19 protein-coding genes are annotated in these 20,165 nt (G+C 62.9%); 18 read left to right on the top strand and 1 reads right to left on the bottom strand.

Translation table 11 applies throughout. From position 1 onward, the window contains the following. Positions 1 to 140: 140 nt before the first annotated feature. The 17 genes from AC11W3_RS09415 (at position 141) to ptsP (ending at position 17,506) form a co-directional block, all read left to right on the top strand. Positions 141 to 758 carry an NUDIX hydrolase gene (locus tag AC11W3_RS09415; protein WP_484092907.1) on the top strand — a complete coding sequence of 206 codons (618 nt, stop codon included), beginning with the start codon at positions 141 to 143 and terminating at the stop codon, positions 756 to 758. Positions 759 to 1,127: 369 nt separating this feature from the next. Next, positions 1,128 to 2,138, top strand: a complete 1,011-nt coding sequence (locus AC11W3_RS09410; protein WP_484091732.1) for an NAD-dependent epimerase — start codon at positions 1,128 to 1,130, stop codon at positions 2,136 to 2,138. A gap of 131 nt (positions 2,139 to 2,269) precedes the next feature. After that, complete coding sequence (locus AC11W3_RS09405) at positions 2,270 to 4,162, top strand: LTA synthase family protein (protein WP_484092906.1); 1,893 nt, start codon at positions 2,270 to 2,272, stop codon at positions 4,160 to 4,162. Between the two features lie 69 nt (positions 4,163 to 4,231). Further along, entirely contained in the window at positions 4,232 to 5,182 is a 951-nt protein-coding gene (locus tag AC11W3_RS09400; RefSeq protein WP_484091725.1) for a GSU2086 family protein, read from the top strand. Positions 5,183 to 5,326: 144 nt separating this feature from the next. Further along, on the top strand, positions 5,327 to 6,790 hold the full coding sequence (hldE, locus tag AC11W3_RS09395; RefSeq protein WP_484091724.1) for a bifunctional D-glycero-beta-D-manno-heptose-7-phosphate kinase/D-glycero-beta-D-manno-heptose 1-phosphate adenylyltransferase HldE: 1,464 nt from the start codon (positions 5,327 to 5,329) through the stop codon (positions 6,788 to 6,790). 171 nt (positions 6,791 to 6,961) lie between these two features. Beyond that, complete coding sequence (gene gmd / locus AC11W3_RS09390; RefSeq protein ID WP_484091723.1) at positions 6,962 to 8,011, top strand: GDP-mannose 4,6-dehydratase; 1,050 nt, start codon at positions 6,962 to 6,964, stop codon at positions 8,009 to 8,011. Then, complete coding sequence (fcl, locus tag AC11W3_RS09385) at positions 8,004 to 8,933, top strand: GDP-L-fucose synthase (protein ID WP_484091722.1); 930 nt, start codon at positions 8,004 to 8,006, stop codon at positions 8,931 to 8,933. Before gmd ends, fcl begins: the two co-directional genes overlap by 8 nt. A 93-nt stretch (positions 8,934 to 9,026) precedes the next feature. After that, positions 9,027 to 9,605 carry an LPS export ABC transporter periplasmic protein LptC gene (gene lptC, locus AC11W3_RS09380; protein WP_484091721.1) on the top strand — a complete coding sequence of 193 codons (579 nt, stop codon included), beginning with the start codon at positions 9,027 to 9,029 and terminating at the stop codon, positions 9,603 to 9,605. Further along, positions 9,602 to 10,093, top strand: a complete 492-nt coding sequence (gene lptA, locus AC11W3_RS09375; RefSeq protein WP_484091720.1) for a lipopolysaccharide transport periplasmic protein LptA — start codon at positions 9,602 to 9,604, stop codon at positions 10,091 to 10,093. The genes lptC and lptA overlap by 4 nt, the downstream gene beginning before the upstream one ends. Continuing rightward, positions 10,071 to 10,811, top strand: coding sequence for an LPS export ABC transporter ATP-binding protein (gene lptB, locus AC11W3_RS09370; protein WP_484091719.1), 741 nt, complete (start codon positions 10,071 to 10,073; stop codon positions 10,809 to 10,811). The genes lptA and lptB overlap by 23 nt, the downstream gene beginning before the upstream one ends. Positions 10,812 to 11,004: 193 nt before the next feature. Next, positions 11,005 to 12,552, top strand: a complete 1,548-nt coding sequence (rpoN, locus tag AC11W3_RS09365) for an RNA polymerase factor sigma-54 (RefSeq protein ID WP_484091718.1) — start codon at positions 11,005 to 11,007, stop codon at positions 12,550 to 12,552. Between the two features lie 59 nt (positions 12,553 to 12,611). After that, positions 12,612 to 13,154, top strand: a complete 543-nt coding sequence (gene hpf, locus AC11W3_RS09360; RefSeq protein ID WP_484091717.1) for a ribosome hibernation-promoting factor, HPF/YfiA family — start codon at positions 12,612 to 12,614, stop codon at positions 13,152 to 13,154. Positions 13,155 to 13,250: 96 nt separating this feature from the next. Beyond that, positions 13,251 to 14,201, top strand: coding sequence for an HPr(Ser) kinase/phosphatase (hprK, locus tag AC11W3_RS09355; protein ID WP_484092908.1), 951 nt, complete (start codon positions 13,251 to 13,253; stop codon positions 14,199 to 14,201). A 1-nt stretch (position 14,202) separates the two neighbouring features. Next, positions 14,203 to 15,060, top strand: coding sequence for an RNase adapter RapZ (gene rapZ, locus AC11W3_RS09350; RefSeq protein WP_484091036.1), 858 nt, complete (start codon positions 14,203 to 14,205; stop codon positions 15,058 to 15,060). A gap of 2 nt (positions 15,061 to 15,062) precedes the next feature. After that, a complete protein-coding gene (locus tag AC11W3_RS09345) occupies positions 15,063 to 15,458 on the top strand; it encodes a PTS sugar transporter subunit IIA (RefSeq protein ID WP_484091037.1) in 396 nt (131 codons plus the stop codon). A 37-nt stretch (positions 15,459 to 15,495) separates the two neighbouring features. Next, positions 15,496 to 15,762: an HPr family phosphocarrier protein gene (locus AC11W3_RS09340; RefSeq protein ID WP_484091038.1), complete on the top strand. Its 267-nt coding sequence runs from the start codon at positions 15,496 to 15,498 to the stop codon at positions 15,760 to 15,762. Beyond that, positions 15,743 to 17,506: a phosphoenolpyruvate--protein phosphotransferase gene (gene ptsP / locus AC11W3_RS09335; RefSeq protein WP_484091039.1), complete on the top strand. Its 1,764-nt coding sequence runs from the start codon at positions 15,743 to 15,745 to the stop codon at positions 17,504 to 17,506. Before AC11W3_RS09340 ends, ptsP begins: the two co-directional genes overlap by 20 nt. A 190-nt stretch (positions 17,507 to 17,696) precedes the next feature. On the opposite strand, the gene AC11W3_RS09330 is transcribed toward ptsP, so the two are convergent. Further along, entirely contained in the window at positions 17,697 to 18,458 is a 762-nt protein-coding gene (locus AC11W3_RS09330; RefSeq protein ID WP_484091040.1) for a phosphorylase family protein, read from the bottom strand. 273 nt (positions 18,459 to 18,731) lie between these two features. On the opposite strand from AC11W3_RS09330, the gene hpnJ reads away from it, so the two are divergent. Next, complete coding sequence (gene hpnJ, locus AC11W3_RS09325) at positions 18,732 to 20,153, top strand: hopanoid biosynthesis associated radical SAM protein HpnJ (RefSeq protein ID WP_484091041.1); 1,422 nt, start codon at positions 18,732 to 18,734, stop codon at positions 20,151 to 20,153. Positions 20,154 to 20,165: the final 12 nt, after the last annotated feature.

Here is a 20,165-nt window from a genome sequence, read left to right as displayed (position 1 = left end):
CACGCGGGAGCCGACGTCTTCGTGGCCGGCAGCGCCGTATTCAACACCCCCGACTATGCGGCAACCATCGCGGAGTTGAAGAAAAGGGCAAAGGAACCGGTACTCTGACCGAGGCGAAAGATCCCTTCCCGGAGGAGGAGATGGCCGATCCTCTTGAAATGAAGGAGAAGATTCGGGCTGCGCTGGCTTTGCGCAAGCGGGTCCCGCTGGAGGCCGGCCCGGTCCCCGCGGCAGTGCTGGTCCCGCTTTTCGTCAAGGACAGGGAATACCACATCCTCTTCACCAAGCGCACATCTCATCTTACCCACCACAGCGGCGAGATTTCCTTCCCCGGAGGGGTCTGTGATCCGGGGGATATCGACAGTGCCGATACGGCCCTGCGCGAGACCTGGGAGGAAGTCGGCATCGTACCCGCTGACGTCGAGGTCTTGGGTGAGCTCGATGACTGCCGTTCGATCCACAACTACCTGGTCACCCCTGTCGTCGGCGTCTTCCCCGAGGGATATGGGCTGACCGTCAACGATGCGGAGATTGAGCGGCTGATAGAGGTGCCGCTCTCGCATTTTGCCAAGCCCGGGGTTTTCAGGGTGGAGCACTGGGAGTGGCAGGGGAAGCTGCGGCCGGTCTATTTCTACCAGCACGGCGAGGACGAGATATGGGGGCTGACGGGGAGGATATTGAAGAACTTCCTGGATGTGCTCGATGCAACAGAGGCGCCGCCGGAGAAGGGCGCCGGCGAACCGGGCGACATGGCGTAACCAAACCTCCCTCTCCCTCCGGAAGTCGGTGGACGTTGCGTCCCCCCCTTGTCAAAGGGGGGACAGGGGGGATTTGCCGTGTGAGCAGCATCGTTGCTGCGGTTCGCGCCCGGAAGGGCGCTCCTACGAAAGGGAGAGCCGGTACCGCATGGCTTGCGTCCCCCTTGACATTCAATACAGCTACTCTCCCGGAGAGGGCATTGACGGCGGCCTTGCTGCAAGGTTCAGCCCAAAATTTAGGGCGCAGGAAATTTCCGAGGTCAAAATAATCGGAATCTGGTAAGATGGCACTCGCTTAACTTCGTCAGCAGCGGTTCTCCCTTGTCGTTCCATGAAATTCAATATCCATGCGGCATGAAAAGGAGGTAAATCGTGAAAGTATTGGTCACAGGCGCGGCCGGGTTCATCGGGTTCCACCTGTCGAAGAGGCTCCTCGCCCAGGGGGTCACCGTGGTGGGCCTCGACAACCTCAACGATTACTATGACGTGAACCTGAAGAAGGCGCGGCTGGAGCAGCTGCTGCCGGCGCCCGGTTTTACCTTCAAGAAGCTGGAGCTCTCCGACCGTGAGGGGATGGCCCGGCTCTTCGCCGGGGAAGGGTTCGAGATCGTGGTCAACCTGGCTGCCCAGGCGGGTGTGCGCTACTCGCTGGTGAACCCGTATGCCTACACGGAGAGCAATATAGAGGGCTTCATCAACATCCTGGAGGGGTGCCGTCACAACGCCGTGAAGCACCTGGTATACGCCTCCTCGAGTTCGGTCTACGGGGCCAATACGGAGATGCCGTTCTCGGTTCACCACAACGTGGACCACCCGGTGTCCCTTTACGCCGCGACCAAGAAGGCCAACGAGCTGATGGCCCATACCTACTCGAGCCTCTACGGCATCCCGACCACCGGGCTGCGCTTCTTCACGGTCTACGGGCCGTGGGGGAGGCCCGACATGGCCCTTTTCCTCTTCACCCGGGCCATCCTGGAAGGGCGCGCCATCGACGTCTTCAACTACGGCAAGATGAAGCGCGACTTCACCTTCATCGATGACATCGTGGAGGGGGTAGCGAGGGTGATGGAGCGCATTCCCGCAGGGAACCCCCAGTGGAGCGGCGAAAGTCCCGACCCGGGGACCAGCTACGCTCCCTACAAGATCTACAATATCGGCAACAACTCTCCGGTCGAGTTGGTCCACTTCATCGAGGTACTGGAGAAGTCGCTGGGGGTGGAGGCCAAGAAGAATCTCCTCCCCATCCAGCCTGGTGACGTTCCGGCGACCTACGCCGACGTGGACGACCTGATGCGGGACGTGGGCTTCAAGCCGGCAACCGCGATCGAGGACGGCGTCGCCAGGTTTGTCGAGTGGTACCGCGGGTACTACCGCGTCTGATCAAGGCACTCAAACCCCGGTTTTCCCCCCTCCCCTTCGAGGGGAGGGTCAGGGTGGGGATGGGGTGAAATAGATGTACAGAGTAACTATCTTCTTCTGCAACTAAGGAACAGGTGTATATGGGTGGAGGTGTGGTTTCGTCGTCGGTGCGGCAGCTGAAAGGTTTCAGTGCGTTTGTACTGCGTTACGCCGGTTTCTGGGTCCTGTACTTCCTGCTGTGCCGGCTCGCTTTCGTCAGCTACCACGGCTCCAAACTCGCCGGCTTCCGCGCCCCCACCCTCGCCGGCATCTTCGGTTTCGGCGCCTATGCCGACCTCTCGGCTTCCTGCTATCTGCTGGTCATACCGTATTTCATCTGGTTCGCCAATTCGCTCTTCCCCTTCCGCATCTCGAAGGTGCTGATCAGGTGGTACAGCTACCTCTTCATAGTGGTCGGCGCCGTGATCAGCGTGGCCGACCTGCAGGTCTACCAGGAGTGGGGGACCAAGCTCAACGCCCAGGCGCTGGCCTACCTCCGCTATCCCCAGGAGGCTTTCGCCTCCGCCGCGTCCTCTCCGCTCCTGCTGCTCTTCGCCGTGGCCGCGGTGCTCGCCGGGATCGGCATCTTCCTGTACGGCGCGATCTGCCGGGACTTGCCGGCCGAGGACCGTCCCGACCGGGGGGTGCTGCGCTTTCCCCTCTTCGTGCTCTTCGCCGGCCTGATCTTCCTGGGGATCCGCGGCAGCGTCGGTGTCGCTGCCATGAACCCGAGCTTCGTCTACTTCTCCCAGAAGCCGTTCGCCAACCATGCAGCCCTGAACGCCAGCTGGAACCTCGTCTACGACGTAAAGTACTATTTCCGGCAAAAGCGTAACAACTACGTCTATATGGCCGACGTCGAGGCGCAGCGCCGTGTGGAGCGCCTCTTCGGCAGGGAAGCCCATAACGACACCGAAGAGATCCTGACCACCAAGCGGCCGAACATCGTGCTCTTCTTGCTGGAGAGCTGGACCGCCGACGTCATCGAGGCTCTGGGCGCGGAGAAGGGGATTACCCCCTTCTTCGAGGAACTCACCAAGGATGGCCTTCTCTTCACCGACTTCTACGCCAACGGCTACCGCAGTTCCTTCGGCGTCCCGGCAGTGCTGGCGGGATATCCTTCCACCCCGGAAGGGACCATCCTGAGCCACCCCCTGAAGATGGAGCGGCTGCCGACCCTCGGGGGGAGCCTGAAGAAGGCCGGATACGCTACCCAGTTCCACTACGGCGGCGACGACCGCTTCGACGACATGATCGCCTTCTTCCGCCACTCCGGGTTCGACAAGATAGTCGACCGCGAGGCCTTCGACAAGAAGGACATGAACTCCAAATGGGGTGCGCAGGACCATGTCCTCTTCAACCGGGTGATCGACGACCTGAAAGGGGAGAGGACGCCGTTTTTCAGCGCCATGTTCACCCTGAGCAGCCACGAACCTTTCGAGGTGCCGATGGAGCCGGTCTATCGGGAAGGGAACTCGGCGGCGCTCTTCAAGAATGCGGTTCTCTACAGCGATCGCAGCCTGAAGGGCTTCTTCGAGCGGGCCAGAAAGGAGGCGTGGTACAAAAATACCCTGTTCGTCTTTGTTGCCGATCACGGCCACCCCCTCCCGCTGAACCGCCCGAACGATTTCATGACAGAGCGCTACCGCATCCCGCTCCTCCTTTACGGGGAGGTCCTCAAGAAGGAGTACCGCGGCCGGCGTAACCCCGTCACTGCGTCACAGGCGGACATCGCCTCGACCATCCTGGCCCAGCTGGGGCTCCCTTATGGCGAGTTCGAGTGGAGCAACAACCTCTTCAACAAGAACAGGAACAATTTCGCCTACTACAACATCCACGGCGGATATGCGTTGCGCACGCCGCAGCAGAGCATCGCTTTCGACAACATGGCAAAGAAGGTGCTGATGCGGACCGCCGGCGGACGCAGCGAAGCCCAGGACGCCGAGTCGCTGAAGAACGCCCAGGCTTACGTGCAGTACCTTTACAAGCGCTACCAGGGGCTGTGAAGAAGGTAAACTTCCCACCAACCTCCCTCTCCTCAAAGGGAGGGGGGGCGAACGAAAGAAAGGACAGACATGAAGTACGCACCTCTTGATTTCTCCGGGGTCAGCACCTACCCGATCGAGACCCGTAACAACAAGGTCAGCGTGGCCAACGACTTCGCCGGGACCGTTGCCGGCGGGATGACCGTTTCCGGCCTGCTGGCGATGATGCCCAACCAGCTCGGCTCGCAGTCGCTAAACAGCATCATTAACGCCGTAGTCGCCGCGAGGGAGAAGGGGAAGCCGGTGGTGATGGCCATGGGGGGGCACGTGATCAAGTGCGGGCTCCAGCCCGTCTTGAAAGCGCTGATCGAGGCCGACGTGGTGACCGCGGTGGCCCTTAACGGCGCCGGCTCCATCCACGACTTCGAGATCGCCCTGATCGGCGCCACCAGCGAAGACGTGGGAGCCGTCCTCCATGCCGGGACATTCGGCATGGCCGAGGAGACCGGGGCCCAGATCAACGCCGCCCTCAAGTCCGGGGTGGCGGCGGGACTCGGGCATGGGGAGTCGCTGGGGCGGAACATCCTGGAGCGGGAGCTTCCCTACCGGGAGCAGAGCCTGTTGGCGACCTGCGTGAAGCACGAGATTCCGATCACCGTCCACGTCGCGGTCGGCACCGATATCACCCACCAGCACCCCAGCGCCGACGGCGCCGTGATCGGGGCCGCGAGCTACACCGACTTCAGGATCTTCACCTCCGTGGTATCGCAGCTGGGGGATGGCGGGGTCTATCTGAACGTGGGGAGCGCGGTGCTCCTGCCCGAGGTCTTCCTGAAGGCGCTTTCCATCGCCCAGAATCTGGGGCACCATGTCGATCAGTTCACCACCGCCAACTTCGACATGCAGCAGCACTACAGGCCGCTGACCAACGTGGTGAAGCGCCCGACCTCCGGGGAGAGCCGCGGCTACACCGTCACCGGCCATCACGAAATCATGATCCCGCTCCTCGCGGCTGGAATCCTCGACAAGGTAAAGGGATAATCGATCAAGAGCCTTAACCACAGGGGACACAGAGGGGAGCGCAGAGGGGCCCAGAGGAAGTAAAGGGCATTTCGCTTTTCCTCTGGGCCCCTCCGGGGGGACCTCGGTGTCCTCTGTGGTGAGCTTTTATAGTTGGGAGATTGTATGGAAAGAAGACAGGTTGAATCGTTTCTGGAGAAGGCTGCCTCGGTGCGGGCACTGGTGGTCGGGGACCTGATGCTCGACGAGTACCTGTGGGGACGGACGGACCGCATCTCGCCGGAGGCCCCGGTGCAGGTGGTCGAGGTGGCGCGCGAGGACCTGCGCCTTGGCGGCGCGGGCAACGTGGTCAATAACCTCGCCGCCCTCGGCTGCAGCGTCGCGGTCTGCTCGGTCATCGGAGCCGATGAGAATGGCGCCCTGCTCCGCCGCGCCTTCGAGGACAAGGGTGTCGAGCTGGAAGGGCTCTTCGAGGACCCGGAGCGCCGGACCAGCAAGAAGACCAGGGTGATCGCGGCCAACCAGCAGATAGTGCGGATCGACCGGGAGACCAAGTCCCCGATCGGCGAGGCCTCGGAGGCCGAGTTGGCCGGCTACCTCCGCTCCTGCTGTGGCAGCTTCGACGTCATCATCGTCTCGGACTACCTGAAGGGGGTCCTCACCCCGCAGGTCCTGGCCACGGTCTGCCAGGCCGGAAGGACCCTGGGGATCCCGGTGGTGGTCGACCCCAAAGGGAGCGACTACGGCAAGTACCGCGGCGCCACGCTCCTCACCCCGAACCGCAAGGAGGCCGAGATCGCCTCGGGTGTGGCCATCACCGACCAGGAATCGCTGGAGCGGGCGGCGGGGGGGCTCCTCTCGGGGCTGGAACTCGACGCGCTGCTGATCACCAGGAGCGAGGCGGGCATGTCCCTCTTCTCTGCCGAGGGGGGCGCGGTGCACATCCCCACGGTGGCCCGCGAGGTCTTCGACGTGACCGGCGCAGGCGACACGGTCATCTCCGTCCTCTCCCTGGGACTCGCCTGCGGCCTCCCGATGGCCGACGCCGCCTGGGTCGCCAACGTGGCGGCCGGCATCGCGGTCGGCAAGCTCGGGACCTCGACGGTCTCGCCGCAGGAGATCGTGGCCGAGGTCGGGCACGGCCTCAAGGACAGCGACGCCAAGATCAAGAACCTCGACGTCCTGGCCCACATCACGGCCCAGGAGCGCTCCCGCGGCAGGAAGGTGGTCTTCACCAACGGCTGCTTCGACCTTCTCCACGTGGGGCACGTGAAGTACCTGCAGAAGGCCAGGTCGCTGGGGGACCTCCTGATCGTCGGGCTCAATTCGGACAGCTCGGTAAGGCGCCTGAAAGGGGAAAAGAGGCCGCTGATCGAGGAGTCGGAAAGGGCCCACATCCTGGCGGCGCTGGACTGCATCGACTACGTGGTGCTCTTCGACGACGACACCCCCTTGCGCGTCATCGAGGCGGTGGCCCCGGACGTGCTGGTGAAAGGCGGGGACTACAGCCTGGACGGCGTGGTGGGGCGCGAGGTGGTGGAGGCCAACGGCGGAAGGGTGGAGCTGGTCCAGTTCGTGGACGGCCGCTCCACCAGCCTGATCATCAACAAGATCCTGGCCAGCTACTAGCGCCGGGATCGGGGGCGCCGCAGCCGATCCCGGCCCCCTGTTCGCGGGGCGGCGTTTTGGAAGGAAGAAGGCCGGCAGCTTCGCTCGAGCCCAGACGCCAAACGGGGTTTTCCTTGCGATTGCCCGCCGCCTCATGTATTTATGAATTCATCTTCGTCATCGGAGGGGAAAATGAAAAAGGCGCTTATTACCGGCATCACCGGACAGGACGGCTCCTACCTTGCCGAACTGCTGTTGCAGAAAGGCTACCAAGTCCACGGCATGATCCGCCGCTCCTCGTCCTTCAATACCGGCCGTATCAACCATATCTACCGCGACCCCCACGAGGAGGGGACCAGGCTCTTCCTCCATTACGGGGACCTGAACGACGCGAGCTCCATCAACCGCCTGCTGCGCGAGGTCCGCCCGGACGAGATCTACAACCTCGGGGCCCAGAGCCACGTCCGCGTCTCCTTCGACGTGCCGGAGTACACCGGCGAGGTCGACGCCCTCGGGACCGTCAGGATACTGGAAGGCATCCGCGAGACCGGCCTCACCCCCCGTTTCTACCAGGCCTCCTCTTCGGAGCTTTACGGAAAGGTGGTGGAGACTCCGCAGCGGGAGACGACACCCTTCTATCCGCGCTCTCCTTACGCCTGCGCCAAGGCCTACTCCTTCTATATCACCATGAACTACCGCGAGAGCTACGACCTCTTCGCCTGCAACGGGATCCTCTTCAACCACGAGTCCCCCCGCCGCGGCGAGACCTTCGTGACCCGCAAGATCACCCGCGCCGCCGCCAGGATCAAGCTCGGAATGCAGCCGTGCCTCTACCTCGGCAATCTCGATGCCAAGAGGGACTGGGGCTTCGCCGGCGACTACGTGGAGGCCATGTGGCTCATGCTGCAGCAGGATCAGCCCTCCGACTACGTGGTGGCCACCGGCGAGACCCACAGCGTGCGCGAGTTCGCCGAACTGGTCTTCGCCCGTCTGGGGATGGAGCTTGGCTGGCAGGGAGAAGGGGTGCACGAGAAGGGGATCGACAAAAAGAGCGGCAAGATCGTGATCGAGATCGACCCGCGCTACTTCCGCCCCGCCGAGGTCGACCTCCTTCTGGGTGACGCCGCCAAGGCCAGGAGGGAGCTCGGCTGGGAGCCGCAGACCGACTTCAAAGGACTGGTCGAGATGATGACCGACGCCGATCTGGCGCAGGCCGAGAGGGAGCTGCGGGCTGATGGATAAAGTGGGCAAGATCTATGTCGCCGGGCACCGCGGACTGGTGGGCTCGGCACTGCTCAGGGAGCTGGAGCGCCAGGGGTACCGGAACCTGGTGGTGAGGACCAGCCGCGAGCTCGACCTGCGCGATCAGGCGGCGACACTGGCCTTTTTCCGCGAGGAGCGGCCCGATTACGTCTTTTTGGCAGCGGCCAAGGTCGGCGGCATAGTGGCGAACAACAGCTACCCGGCCGAGTTCATCTACGACAACCTGATGATCCAGAACAACGTGATCCACTCCTCCTACCTGAACGGGGTCACCAAGCTCCTGCTGCTGGGGAGCTCCTGCATCTACCCGAAGCTCGCTCCCCAGCCGATCCGGGAGGAGGCGCTCCTCACCGGGCCGCTGGAGCCGACCAACGAGCCGTACGCCATTGCCAAGATCGCCGGGATCAAGATGTGCCAGTCCTACAACCGCCAGTACGGGACCCGCTTCATCTCCGCCATGCCGACCAACCTCTACGGCCCTAACGACAACTTTGACCTGACCACCTCGCACGTTCTGCCGGCGCTCTTGAGGAAGTTCCACGAGGCCAAGGTTTCCGGTGCGCAGGAGGTGGTGGTCTGGGGGAGCGGCACCCCTTACCGCGAGTTCATCCACGTGGACGACGTGGCCCAAGCATCGCTCTTCCTGATGGAAAAGTACGAGGACTCGGAGCCGGTCAACGTGGGGAGCGGGGTGGAGCTGACCATCAGGGAACTGGCGCTGAAGATCGGGGCGGTGGTGGGATACACCGGCGAGATCCGCTTCGATTCCAGCAAGCCCGACGGCACCCCCAGGAAGCTCTGCGACGTCTCCAGGATCCACTCCCTGGGGTGGCGGCACAGCATCGAGCTCGATTCCGGCCTCAAGGATACCTACGCCTGGTACCTTGCCAACCGGGGCTGAAACCCTTTTTCAATCTTTGTGCCAAAGTGTCTCGTTTCACCATAATTAGGCTTTACACCCAATTTTGATGATGATATACTTGGCGGCGAAATCATGCATAAACTCAATAATATCAGGCGATTCCTCGCCTTCGTGGCGGTATTTGCCTCGCTCGTGGTGGCCGCCACCATATTCAACAGGATGAGGCATGCGGGGCCCCCCAAGCCGGGGGTGCGGAAGCTCCCGGTGCAGGTCGACGTCTCGCTGCAGAAGGTCCATTACACCGAGACCAAGGGCGGCGAGAAGCGCTGGGACCTCTCGGCGGACCGGGCGGAGTACAACAAGGAAAAGGACAGCACCTCCCTTTCCGGGGTCAGGTTCACCATGCCGGGGAGACTCTCGACAGGGGATCTGCAGGTTACCGCCGAGCGGGCCGAGTACCACAACGCCACCAGGGACATCGACCTTGTCGGCAACGTGCAGGGGAAAAGCGGCAAGGGGATGGAGTTCTCGGCTCCCGCTGTCAACTACCTGGCGGGCCGGTCGCTATTGAAGAGCAACGACAGGGTGCGTTTCGTGGACGCGGGGCTCGAGCTGGAAGGGGTCGGAATGGAGTTCGAGACGCAGACGCGGAGGTTCAAGTTGATGAAGGATGTGACCGCCGTTTACCGGCAGCAGGGGGCGCGGCGATGAGAAAAATATTCTCCGTCGGCCTGGCCGTCCTGCTGCTGGCGCAGAGCGCCTGGGCGGCGCCTGCCACCGGGCGGGAGCCGTTGAAGATAAAATCCGACACCCTCCACGCCGACAACGAGAAGAAGACGGCGGTTTTCGAGGGGAAGGTGGTGGCCCGCCAGGGTGACATGACCCTCTACGCGGACCGGCTGGTGATCACCTCCAGCGGCGTCGGACGCGAGCTTTCCCAGGTGGAGGCCTTCGGCAACGTCAGGATCCTGCAGGGGAACCGCCAGGCCAGCGGCAACCACGCCATCTACTACACCAAGGAGGCCCGCATCATCCTCGACGGCTCGCCCAAGGTGGTGCAGGGCGATGACGTCATCACCGGCAAGGTGATCACCTATTACGTCGACGAGGATCGCAGCGTGGTAACCGGTGGCCCGAAGCAGCGGGTGGAAGCGGTCATTCACCCGGGAGAGCGAGATGGGGCAAAAGCAAAACCGTAGCACGCTGTCGACCGAGGGGCTGGCCAAGGGGTTCAACAGACGGATGGTGGTCAAGGGGGTCGACCTCGAGGTCTCCTCCGGTGAGGTGGTGGGGCTTCTGGGGCCGAACGGGGCCGGCAAGACCACGACCTTCTACATGGTGGTGGGGCTGGCCCGGCCAGACAGGGGGCGTGTTCTTTTGGATGGTGAGGCGATCACCGAGCTCCCCATGTACCTCCGGGCGCGGCGCGGCATCAGCTACCTGCCGCAGGAACCTTCGGTCTTCCGGCGCCTCACCGTGAGGGACAACCTGATGGCGGTGCTGGAGACCATGCCGATGGAACAGGTCCGGCGGCGCGAGCGGGTGGAGGAGCTCCTGGGAGAGTTCCGCATCGAGCACATCGCAGGGAGCCGCGGCTTCGCCCTTTCCGGCGGCGAGCGGCGCCGGGTGGAGATAGCGCGGGCCCTGGCCACCGACCCGGCCTTCATCCTGCTGGACGAGCCCTTCGCGGGGATCGACCCGATCGCCGTGATCGACATCCAGAACATCATCACCGAACTCAAGGAAAAGGGGCTCGGGGTGCTGATCTCGGACCACAACGTGCGGGAGACTTTGGGGGTCTGCGACAAGGCCTACATCATGAGCGCCGGCGAGGTGCTGGAGTGCGGTGACCCGGTCCAGATCTCCCAGAGCAAGAAGGCCCGCGAGATCTACCTGGGCGAGAAGTTCAGGCTGTAGCGGTGAAATTTCCCGGAGCCCGTTTCGAGCCCCGGCTCATCCGGCTCGCATAGGGGAGCTCGACAGGCTATAATGGGATCAAATAATGAACCAGGAAGGGGTCGATAGAGACTTCGACAAAGGGCAGGAAGCGTAGGAAGGTGGCAGACGGCACGTCCAAGGACGGACTTTCGATAGGAGTCAAAGAGGACTTATGGCAATAGAGATGCGCCAGCAGATGAAACTGAGTCAGCAACTGGTGATGACCCCCCAGCTGCAGCAGGCCATCAAACTCCTCCAACTCTCCCGGTTGGAGCTGCAGGACGTGGTTCGACAGGAACTGGAGGAGAACCCGGTACTCGACGAGGTGCTCGACCAGGAGGAGGTCCGCGAACCCGAGCAGCTCGAGTTGCGGGAGAAGGAGGTCGAGCCTGAGAGCCCGGCCGCCGACTTCCAGGAAGTGCGGGCGGGAGAGGATACCCGCGAGGCCGACTGGGACTCCTACATCGACGGCTACAACTACAGCTCCGGCGAGCAGTACTACGACGACGAGGACCGCCCCTCCTTCGAAAACCTCCTGACCAAGAAATCGACCCTCTTCGACCACCTGATCTGGCAGCTGAGCCTGACCCGGATCTCCGAGCGCGAGACCGTGGTGGGGGCCGAGATCATCGGCAACATCGACGAGGACGGCTACCTCAGGGCAAGCCTCGAGGATATCGCCTCGGCCTGCGTCAAGACGGCTCCCTTTCTTGATGAGATGCTCGAGTGGTCGGGCCTTTCCCCCGACGCCCCGCAGGACCGGCTCCAGGAGGCAGAGGACGGCTTCGCCGAGAGCGTGCTGGTACCGCTGGCCCAGACTGTGCTGAAGCGGATCCAGGAATTCGACCCGGTCGGGGTGGGGGCGCGCGACCTGCGCGAGTGCCTCCTGCTGCAGGTGGCGAGCCTGGGCATGGGCGGTTCCTTGGTCGAGTCGCTCCTCAAGGACCACCTCAAGGACCTGGAGGCCCGCCGCTACAAGCAGGCCGCCAAGGTGCTGGGGGTCGAGGTCAACGACATCCTCACCGCCTCCAGGATCATCGCCGAGCTCGATCCCAAGCCGGGCCGGGGCTTCGGCTCCGAAGACGTGCAGTACATCTCCGCCGACATCTTCGTGCACAAGGTGGGCGACGAATACGTGGTGGTCTTGAACGACGAGGGGATGCCCAATCTGAGGATCAACCCCCTCTACGCCCCCGAGGCCAAGGCCAGCCGCGCCGTCGACAAGCAGGCCGAGGAGTACATCGGCGAGAAGATGCGCTCGGCCATCTGGCTGATCAAGAGCATCCAGCAGCGCCAGCGCACCATCTTCAAGGTGGCCAAGAGCCTGGTCAAGTTCCAGCGCGACTTCCTGGACCGCGGCATCGAGTACCTGAAGCCGCTGGTGCTGCGCGACATCGCCGAGGACATCGGCATGCACGAATCGACCATCAGCCGCGTCACCACCAGCAAATACATGCAGACCCCCCAGGGGCTCTTCGAGCTGAAATACTTCTTCAACTCCGGCATCTCCACCGGGGAGGGGGATTTCATCGCCTCCGAGAGCGTCAAGAGCAAGATCAAGGAACTGGTCGACGCCGAGGACCCGAAGCGTCCCTACAGCGACCAGCGTCTGGCCGAACTCCTCTCCACCCACAACATCGTGATAGCAAGGCGCACCGTCACCAAGTACCGGGAGATGCTCCGCATCGGGTCCTCATCGGAGCGCAAGAAGCACTTCTGACGCAAAGCCCGTTTCGGCCAGGGCTTCGGCGTGTATTATCAATAAAGGGAGGTACCAGTATGCAGATCACAACGACATTCAGGCACATGGAGCCCAGCGATGCCCTCAAGGGGTACGCGGAAGAGAAACTGGAAAGGGTGAAGAAGTATATCGACGAGCCGATTGTCGTCCAGGTGTTCCTCACCGTCGAGAAGATCCGTCACGCGGCCGAAGTGACCATCGCGGCCAAGGGAATCACCATCAAGGCCGCCGAAGAGAGCAACGACATGTACGCCTCCCTGGACGCAGTCGCCGACAAGATCGAGAGACAGCTGCGCCGCTTCAAGGAGCGGATCAAGGCCCACAAGCCGAGTGAGGCCCGCGAGCGCCACGTCCAGAAGAGCATCGTGGAGGCAAAGAGCATAGACGAGAGCCGGGAGCCGGTGATCATCAAGACCAAGACTTTCTCGATGAAGCCGATGTCGGTGGAGGAGGCGGTCATGCAGATGGAACTTCTGCACAAGGACTTCCTGGTCTACACCGAGGCCGCCACCGAGAACATCAACGTGGTCTATCGCCGCAAGGACGGCAACTACGGGCTGATCGCCCCTGAACGCCCCTAAAGAGAGCATCGAACAGGAGGCGCCGCAAGGCGCCTCCTCCATGTCGCCCCTCCCGGGGCGCCGGCGCGTGTTGGAAAGGTCGAAGCATTGACAATAATGAGCCTCACCATCAAGGATCTCCTGGAAGACAAGGCCTACGGCCTGGACCTGCAGCTCATGGCAGGCGAGGCCGGGCTCACCAACCGACTCTACAGTTCCCGTATTCAGAAACCAGGCCTGGCGCTCACCGGCTACACCGAGCACCTCCATCCCGACCGGGTCCAGGTGCTGGGCAACACCGAGATCTCCTACCTGAGCCAGATCCCCGCGGACCTCGGGAAGCAGCACATCGACAAGCTCTGCAGCTACCCGATCGCCTGCTTCATCGTGACCAAGGCCCTCGATCCCCCGAACTTTCTCAAGGATTCGGCCCAGGCGGCGGGCATCCCGCTCCTGGTGACCCACCACCAGTCCTCCACCTTCATCTCGCTGATCACCAAGTTCCTGGAGGAGAGCCTCCTCCCCACCACCCACATCCACGGCGTGCTGGTGGACGTACTGGGGGTAGGTGTGCTCCTCCTGGGCAAGAGCGGCATCGGGAAGAGCGAGTGCGCCCTCGACCTGGTGATCCGCGGCCACCGCCTGGTGGCCGACGACGTGATCCACATCAAGAAGAAGATGCCGGCGGCGCTGGTGGGGCAGGCGGGGGAATCGATCCAGCACCACATGGAGATCCGCGGCCTGGGGATCATCAACGTCAAGGACCTCTACGGGGTCTCCTCCATCAGGGAGAAAAAGATCATCGACGTGGTGCTCGAACTGGTCGAGTGGGACGCGGACCAGGAGTACGAGAGGTTGGGCATCGACGACCAGGTGAAGACCATCCTGGGGGTCGACCTGCCGCACCTGAAGATCCCGGTCCGCCCCGGCAGGAACCTGACCTCGATCATCGAGGTGGCGGCCAGGAACTTCCTCCTCAAGGGGATGGGCTACCATTCGGCGCGGGAATTCCACGAGAAGCTGCTGGCGCGGATGGAATTCAGGCCGCTGGGAAACGAGGTCGAATAGCATGCGCATCGTGATCATCACCGGACTTTCCGGATCGGGCAAATCGACGGCGGTGCGCGCCCTCGAGGACGAGGGCTTCTTCTGTCTGGACAACCTCCCCGTCTCCCTGGTGGCCACCTTCCTCGAACTGGTGGAGAACTCCCGCGAAGGCATCAAGGACGTGGCGCTGGTGATGGATATCCGCAGCCGCGACTTCATGAAGGGCTACGACGAGGTCTTCCGGAGCATCTCCAAGGCCGGGCACACCGTCAGGATCCTCTTCTTCGATGCCACGGACGAGGTGCTGATCAGGCGCTTCTCCGAGACCAGAAGGCGCCACCCGGCGCTGGAGGGGGGGACCGTCCCCGAGGGTATCCGCTTCGAGCGCGACCACCTGGCGGGCCTCAGGAGGATTGCCACCAGCATCATCGACACCTCCGAGATGAACGTGCACCGCCTGAAGGAGGTGGTGATCGCCACCATCATGGGGAGCGAGAAGGGGCTGGACATGCAGGTGAACCTGCAGTCCTTCGGCTTCCGCTACGGCCTGCCGCTCGAGTCGGACCTGGTCATGGACGTGAGATTTCTCCCCAACCCCTACTTCGTCCCGGCGCTGCGGCCCTTTTCCGGGCTGGACCAGGGGGTGCGGGATTTCGTGATGGAGCACAAGGAGACCCAGGTCTTCCTGCAGCACTTCAGGGAGATGATGGATTTTCTCCTCCCCGGCTACCGCCGGGAGGGAAAATCGTACCTCTCCGTCTCCATCGGCTGCACCGGCGGGAGGCACCGCTCGGTGGCCATCGCCGAGGAGCTGTACCAGCATTTCAGGCAGAGAAACGTGAACATAAAAATCACCCACAGGGACATCGAGAAGGGGTAGCGATGATAGGACTGCTTGTGGTAACGCACGCCGGGGTGGCCAAGGAGCTTGTGGCCGCGGCGGAGATGATTGTGGGGAAACTGGAGCTGGCCGAGGCGGTCGCGATCGATCCCAGCGCCTCCGGCGCCACGGTGATGGCTTCGATCAAGGACGCCGTCGCCAGGGTTTCGGGGGACGGCGCCATCATCATGACCGACATGTTCGGGGGAACACCCTCCAACATGAGCCTTTCCTTCCTGGAGGAGGGGAGGGTCGAGGTGGTGACCGGGGTGAACCTCCCCATGCTGATCCGCTTCACCCAGGATCGTGGACGTTGCAACGTCCACGAGCTGGCGATCAGGCTCAAGGACAGCGGCCGGGACGGGATCTCCGTGGCCGGGGACTATCTGAAGAAATGACGCGGGGGGACGGGCAGTTCAGCCCGGTACTGCATATATGATCGAAGGCGAATTCGTGATACCCAACAAACTCGGGCTGCATGCCCGGGCCTCGGCGCTCCTGGTGAAGACCGCCAGCCGCTTCAACTCCGAGATCCGGATCGAGCGCGAGGGGGTAGAGGTAAACGGCAAGAGCATCATGGGGATCATGATGCTGGCCGCGGCCAAGGGGAGCACCGTCAAGCTGAAGGTGGAGGGGGCTGACGACGCCGAGGCCTTCGCCGCAATCGGGGAACTGATCCGCAATGGCTTCGGAGAAGAGTGATTCAAGACAGTTCCAGGGGATAGGCGCCTCTGCCGGGATCGCCATCGGGCGCCTGCGCATAACCGAGCGGCGCCGTGTGGCCGTGACCGAGGTCACGGTCGCACCGGATCAGATCCCCGGCGAACTGGCGCGCTTGGCCAAGGCCATCGAGCGGGCCAAGGATGACCTGGTCTCGCTCAAGGGCCAGCTTTCGGAGACCCACGGCCCGGAGCACCTCTGCGTGATCGATGCGCACCTGATGCTGCTCGACGACACCATGCTGGTCGGGGAGACCACCCAGTACATCGAACAGCTGGGGATCAATGCGGAGGGGGCGCTGAGGCGGACCCTGAACCGCTTCAAGTCCTTCTTCGCCGGCGTCGAGGACGACTACCTCCGCGAGCGCGGCAACGACATCGAGACCGTGGTCGAGCGGGTGCTGCGGACCATGGTGGGCGAGAAGCAGGAGCCCCTCACCAGGGCCGGCGACGGCAAGGTCATCGTGGTGGCGCACGACCTTTCTCCCGCCGACATCCTCCAGATCGACAAGTCGCAGGTCATCGGCTTCATCACCGACCTGGGGGGCAAAACCTCCCACTCCGCCATCCTGGCCCGCGCCTTCGAAATTCCGGCGGTGGTGGGCCTGGAGCGGGTGACGACCGAGGTCTATGACGGCGAGATGGCCATCGTCGACGGCGCGAGCGGCGTGATCATCATCGACCCCGATGCCGAGGAATTCAAGGACTACCTGCACAGGAAGCAGCGCTTCGAGTACATCGAGCGGGAACTCCTGAAGCTCAGGGACCTGCCGGCGGAGACCCTGGACGGCCACCGCATCAGGCTCAAGGGGAATGTGGAGATCATCGAGGAGGTGGCCTCCATCAACAGGCACGGTGGCGAGGGGATCGGCCTCTACCGGACCGAGATGCTCTTCATGAACAGGGAGACCATCCCAAGCGAAGAGGAGCAGTTCGAGGCCTACGCCGCCATCGTGAAGCAGATGGCGCCGCACCCGGTCACCATCAGGACCCTGGACATCGGCGGCGACAAGTGCCTGAACGAGCACCTGGCGGACGAGATGAACCCGGCACTGGGGGTGAGGGCCATCAGGCTTTCGCTGCGCCAGCCGGAGGCCTTCAAGTCGCAGTTGAAGGCCATCCTCCGTGCCAGCGCCTTCGGCAAGGTGCGGGTCTTCTTTCCGATGGTTTCGGGTCTGGCCGAAGTGCGGGCGGCCAAGGCGCTTTTCGAGGAGGCCAAGGAGGATCTGCGCGCCGCGGAACTCGCCTTCGACGAGGCGCTTCCGCTGGGAATCATGATCGAGATCCCTTCCGCCGTGGTCATCGCCGACCTCCTGGCGGACGAGGTCGACTTCTTCAGCGTCGGCACCAACGACCTGATCCAGTACTCACTGGCGATAGACCGCACCAACGAGCACCTGTCATCGCTTTACGAGCCGCTGCACCCGGCCGTGCTGCGCTCCCTGAAGATGGTGGTCGACGCGGCCCACGCCGCCGGGATAGACGCCTGCATCTGCGGCGAGATGGCCGGTGAGCCGGAGTATCTCCCGGTCCTCCTAGGGCTTGGTTTCGACGAGCTCTCCATGAACGCGGTATCGATCCCGCGCGTCAAAAAGATCCTCCGCCGCTGCACCATGGAAGCCGCCCGTGAAGTTGCCGCGCGGATACTCACCTATCGGACCGCCGCCGAGGCCGATGCCTATCTCAGGGGCGAAATTTCCGCCCGTTTCTCCGACAGTTTCGACTAGGACCAGATTCCCCCCTGAAATGCGTGCTTCGACAGGCTCAGCACGAACGGGTCTCACATTGCATGCCTCGACAGGCTCAGCACCAACGCGTTCATCGTGAGCTTATCGAACGAAGGAATGGCCGTTCACCCCGAGCTTGTCGAAGGGGGTGCTGGCTTTCCTACAAGCCGTACCCCGCACGCCCCCCCGACTATAGAGTCAGCGCTCTCCCCAAGAGTTCCACGCAGGCGGCCAAATTGTTCCCGGCCTTTCTGGAGTTGCCGGCCAGCTTGATGAGCTGAGGGATGATCCACGGCCTCCTAATCACGCACCCCAGGATCCGGGGGAGACTCAGGTTGAGCTCCCCATCGCAGAATTCCTCCAGCGAGAAGCCAAGCTCCTCGTCCGCCGCATCACTTATCCCCCTCACCGCGACCACGGGTATGCCGGCTTGTCGCGCCGTGGACAGGATGGCTGCGGTCTCCATCTCCAAAACCGGGATCGGGACGGTGTCCCCGAGCAATCCCGCCACCTCTTTCTTGTTCATTATGGCTGCCGCGGTGACGAAGGTCCCCGCCCTGACGGTGATCCCGGCGAAGCGGCAGGCATCCTGCAGCATCTCCGAAAGCTGCCGGTCAGGGAGGGGTGCCTCGGTCAGCTCCCCTTCCGCGAGCAACAGCACCCGGTCCGCCACTACCAGGTCTCCGACCTCAATCCCGGTCCGTACCCCACCGCCGAAGCCGAAGTTCACTATGGCTTCGGGGGCAGCCAGGGAGATCAGTCTTTCGGTCGCGGCGGCAGCCTTCCTCGGCCCCATCCCCGACTCGATGAGCACGACCGGGACCTCTCCCAGCGTGAAGCGGTAAAGAACCCATCCCGCTCCCTTCTCCTTACGGTACCCCGGAACGCGCCGCAGCAGCGGTCCGATCTCCTCGGGCATGGCGGCGACCATGCCCAGGCAGCCTTTATTCATAAATCTGTCTCCGATCTGAAAATACCTCCGCGGGAGAGAGGGCGGGGAAGAGCTGGCGCCGAATGGCTCGGCGGCCCCCTCTCTGCTCTCTGTCATAGCAGTCTTGCCGAGTGTTTAGGCCGAGCCGGCGCTGCCTTGGTCGCACTTTAACAGAGGGCGCGCAGGCCCGCAACGCTAAAGATGGCGGGGCTTTGGCCTTGACAAAAGGGTGCCATCGCTTTATTGTGACGGATTGTTTTTCCTGAGATGTCACACCCCTGGAGGGAGTAAGTCATGAAACCCTTATTTCTGAACCCACCGACCTTCGAGGACTTCGACGGCGGCGCCGGCGCACGCTATCAGGCTTCCCGCGAAGTAACCTCTTTCTGGTTCCCCACCTGGCTCACCTATCCTGCAGGCATGATTCCCGGTTCCCGCGTGGTAGACGCCCCGGTGCAGAGGCTCGATCTCGACGCCTGCCTGGACATCGCCAAGGGCTACGACATGGTGGTGATGTATACCTCCACCCCGACCCTCGCCATAGACGTCGAGACCGCCCGCAGGATCAAGGCCCAGAAGCCGTCCACCGTCACGGTGCTGACCGGCCCGCACGTCACCATCGTCCCGGAGGAGAGCCTCAGGTTCGCCGCCGGCGCCGTGGATATCGTCTGCCGCGGCGAGTTCGACTACCAGATCAAGGAACTGTGCGAGGGGAGGCCCTGGGAAGAGGTTGACGGAATCGCCTTCCTCAAGGACGGCTCGTTCGTGCAGACCAAGGACCGTCCCCCCCTGACCGACCTGGACAGCCTGCCGTTCTCCAGCCAGATCTACAAGCGCGACCTTCCGATCTCGGAGTACGTCATCCCGCACATCAAGCACCCGTATGTCTCGATCTACACCAGTCGCGGCTGCCCTGCGCGCTGCATCTTCTGCCTCTGGCCCCAGACCTACTCCGGTCACAAGATGAGGACCAGGAGCCCCGAGAATGTCTACGAAGAGGTGCGCTGGGTCAAGGAGAACCTCCCTGAGGTGAAGGATATTTCCTTCGACGACGATACCTTCAGTGCCGACAAGAAGCACGCCGTAGCGGTGGCGCGCCTGATCAAGCCGCTGAACGTCTCCTGGGTCATCAACGCCCGGGCCAACTGCGACTACGAGACGCTGAAAGAGATGCGCGAAGCCGGCCTGCACCACGTGATCGTGGGGTACGAGTCTGGGAACGAGCAGATCCTGAAGAACATCAAGAAGGGCGTCACCAAGGCTCAAGCCATCGAGTTCACCAAGAACTGCAAGAAGCTCGGGATCACCATCCATGGCGCCTTCATCATGGGCCTTCCCGGCGAGACCCCCGAGACCATCAAGGAGACCATCGACTACGCCATCTCCCTGAATCTCGACTCCATCCAGGTATCGCTCGCCTCGCCCTATCCGGGGACCGAATTCTACGCCCTTTCCAAGGAGCATGGGTGGATCTCCTCGGACAGCTTCCTCGACCCGACGGGTCACCAGAGGTGCGTGATCAACTACCCCGGGCTCTCCAACCAGGAGATCTTCGACGCGGTGGAGATGTTCTACAAGAAGTTCTACTTCCGCCCCCGCTACATCGCCAGGAGCATCTACCGCATGATCGTGGATTCCGAGACGCGCAAGAAACTCCTCAAGGAAGGCGCCCAGTACTTCGACTACATGAAGAAGCGCCGGCAGATGAAGATGTAGGTTCGAAGTCCC

The sequence above is a fragment of the Geomonas sp. genome (assembly GCF_056994735.1).
This window is presented reverse-complemented; position numbering and strand designations above follow the sequence as displayed.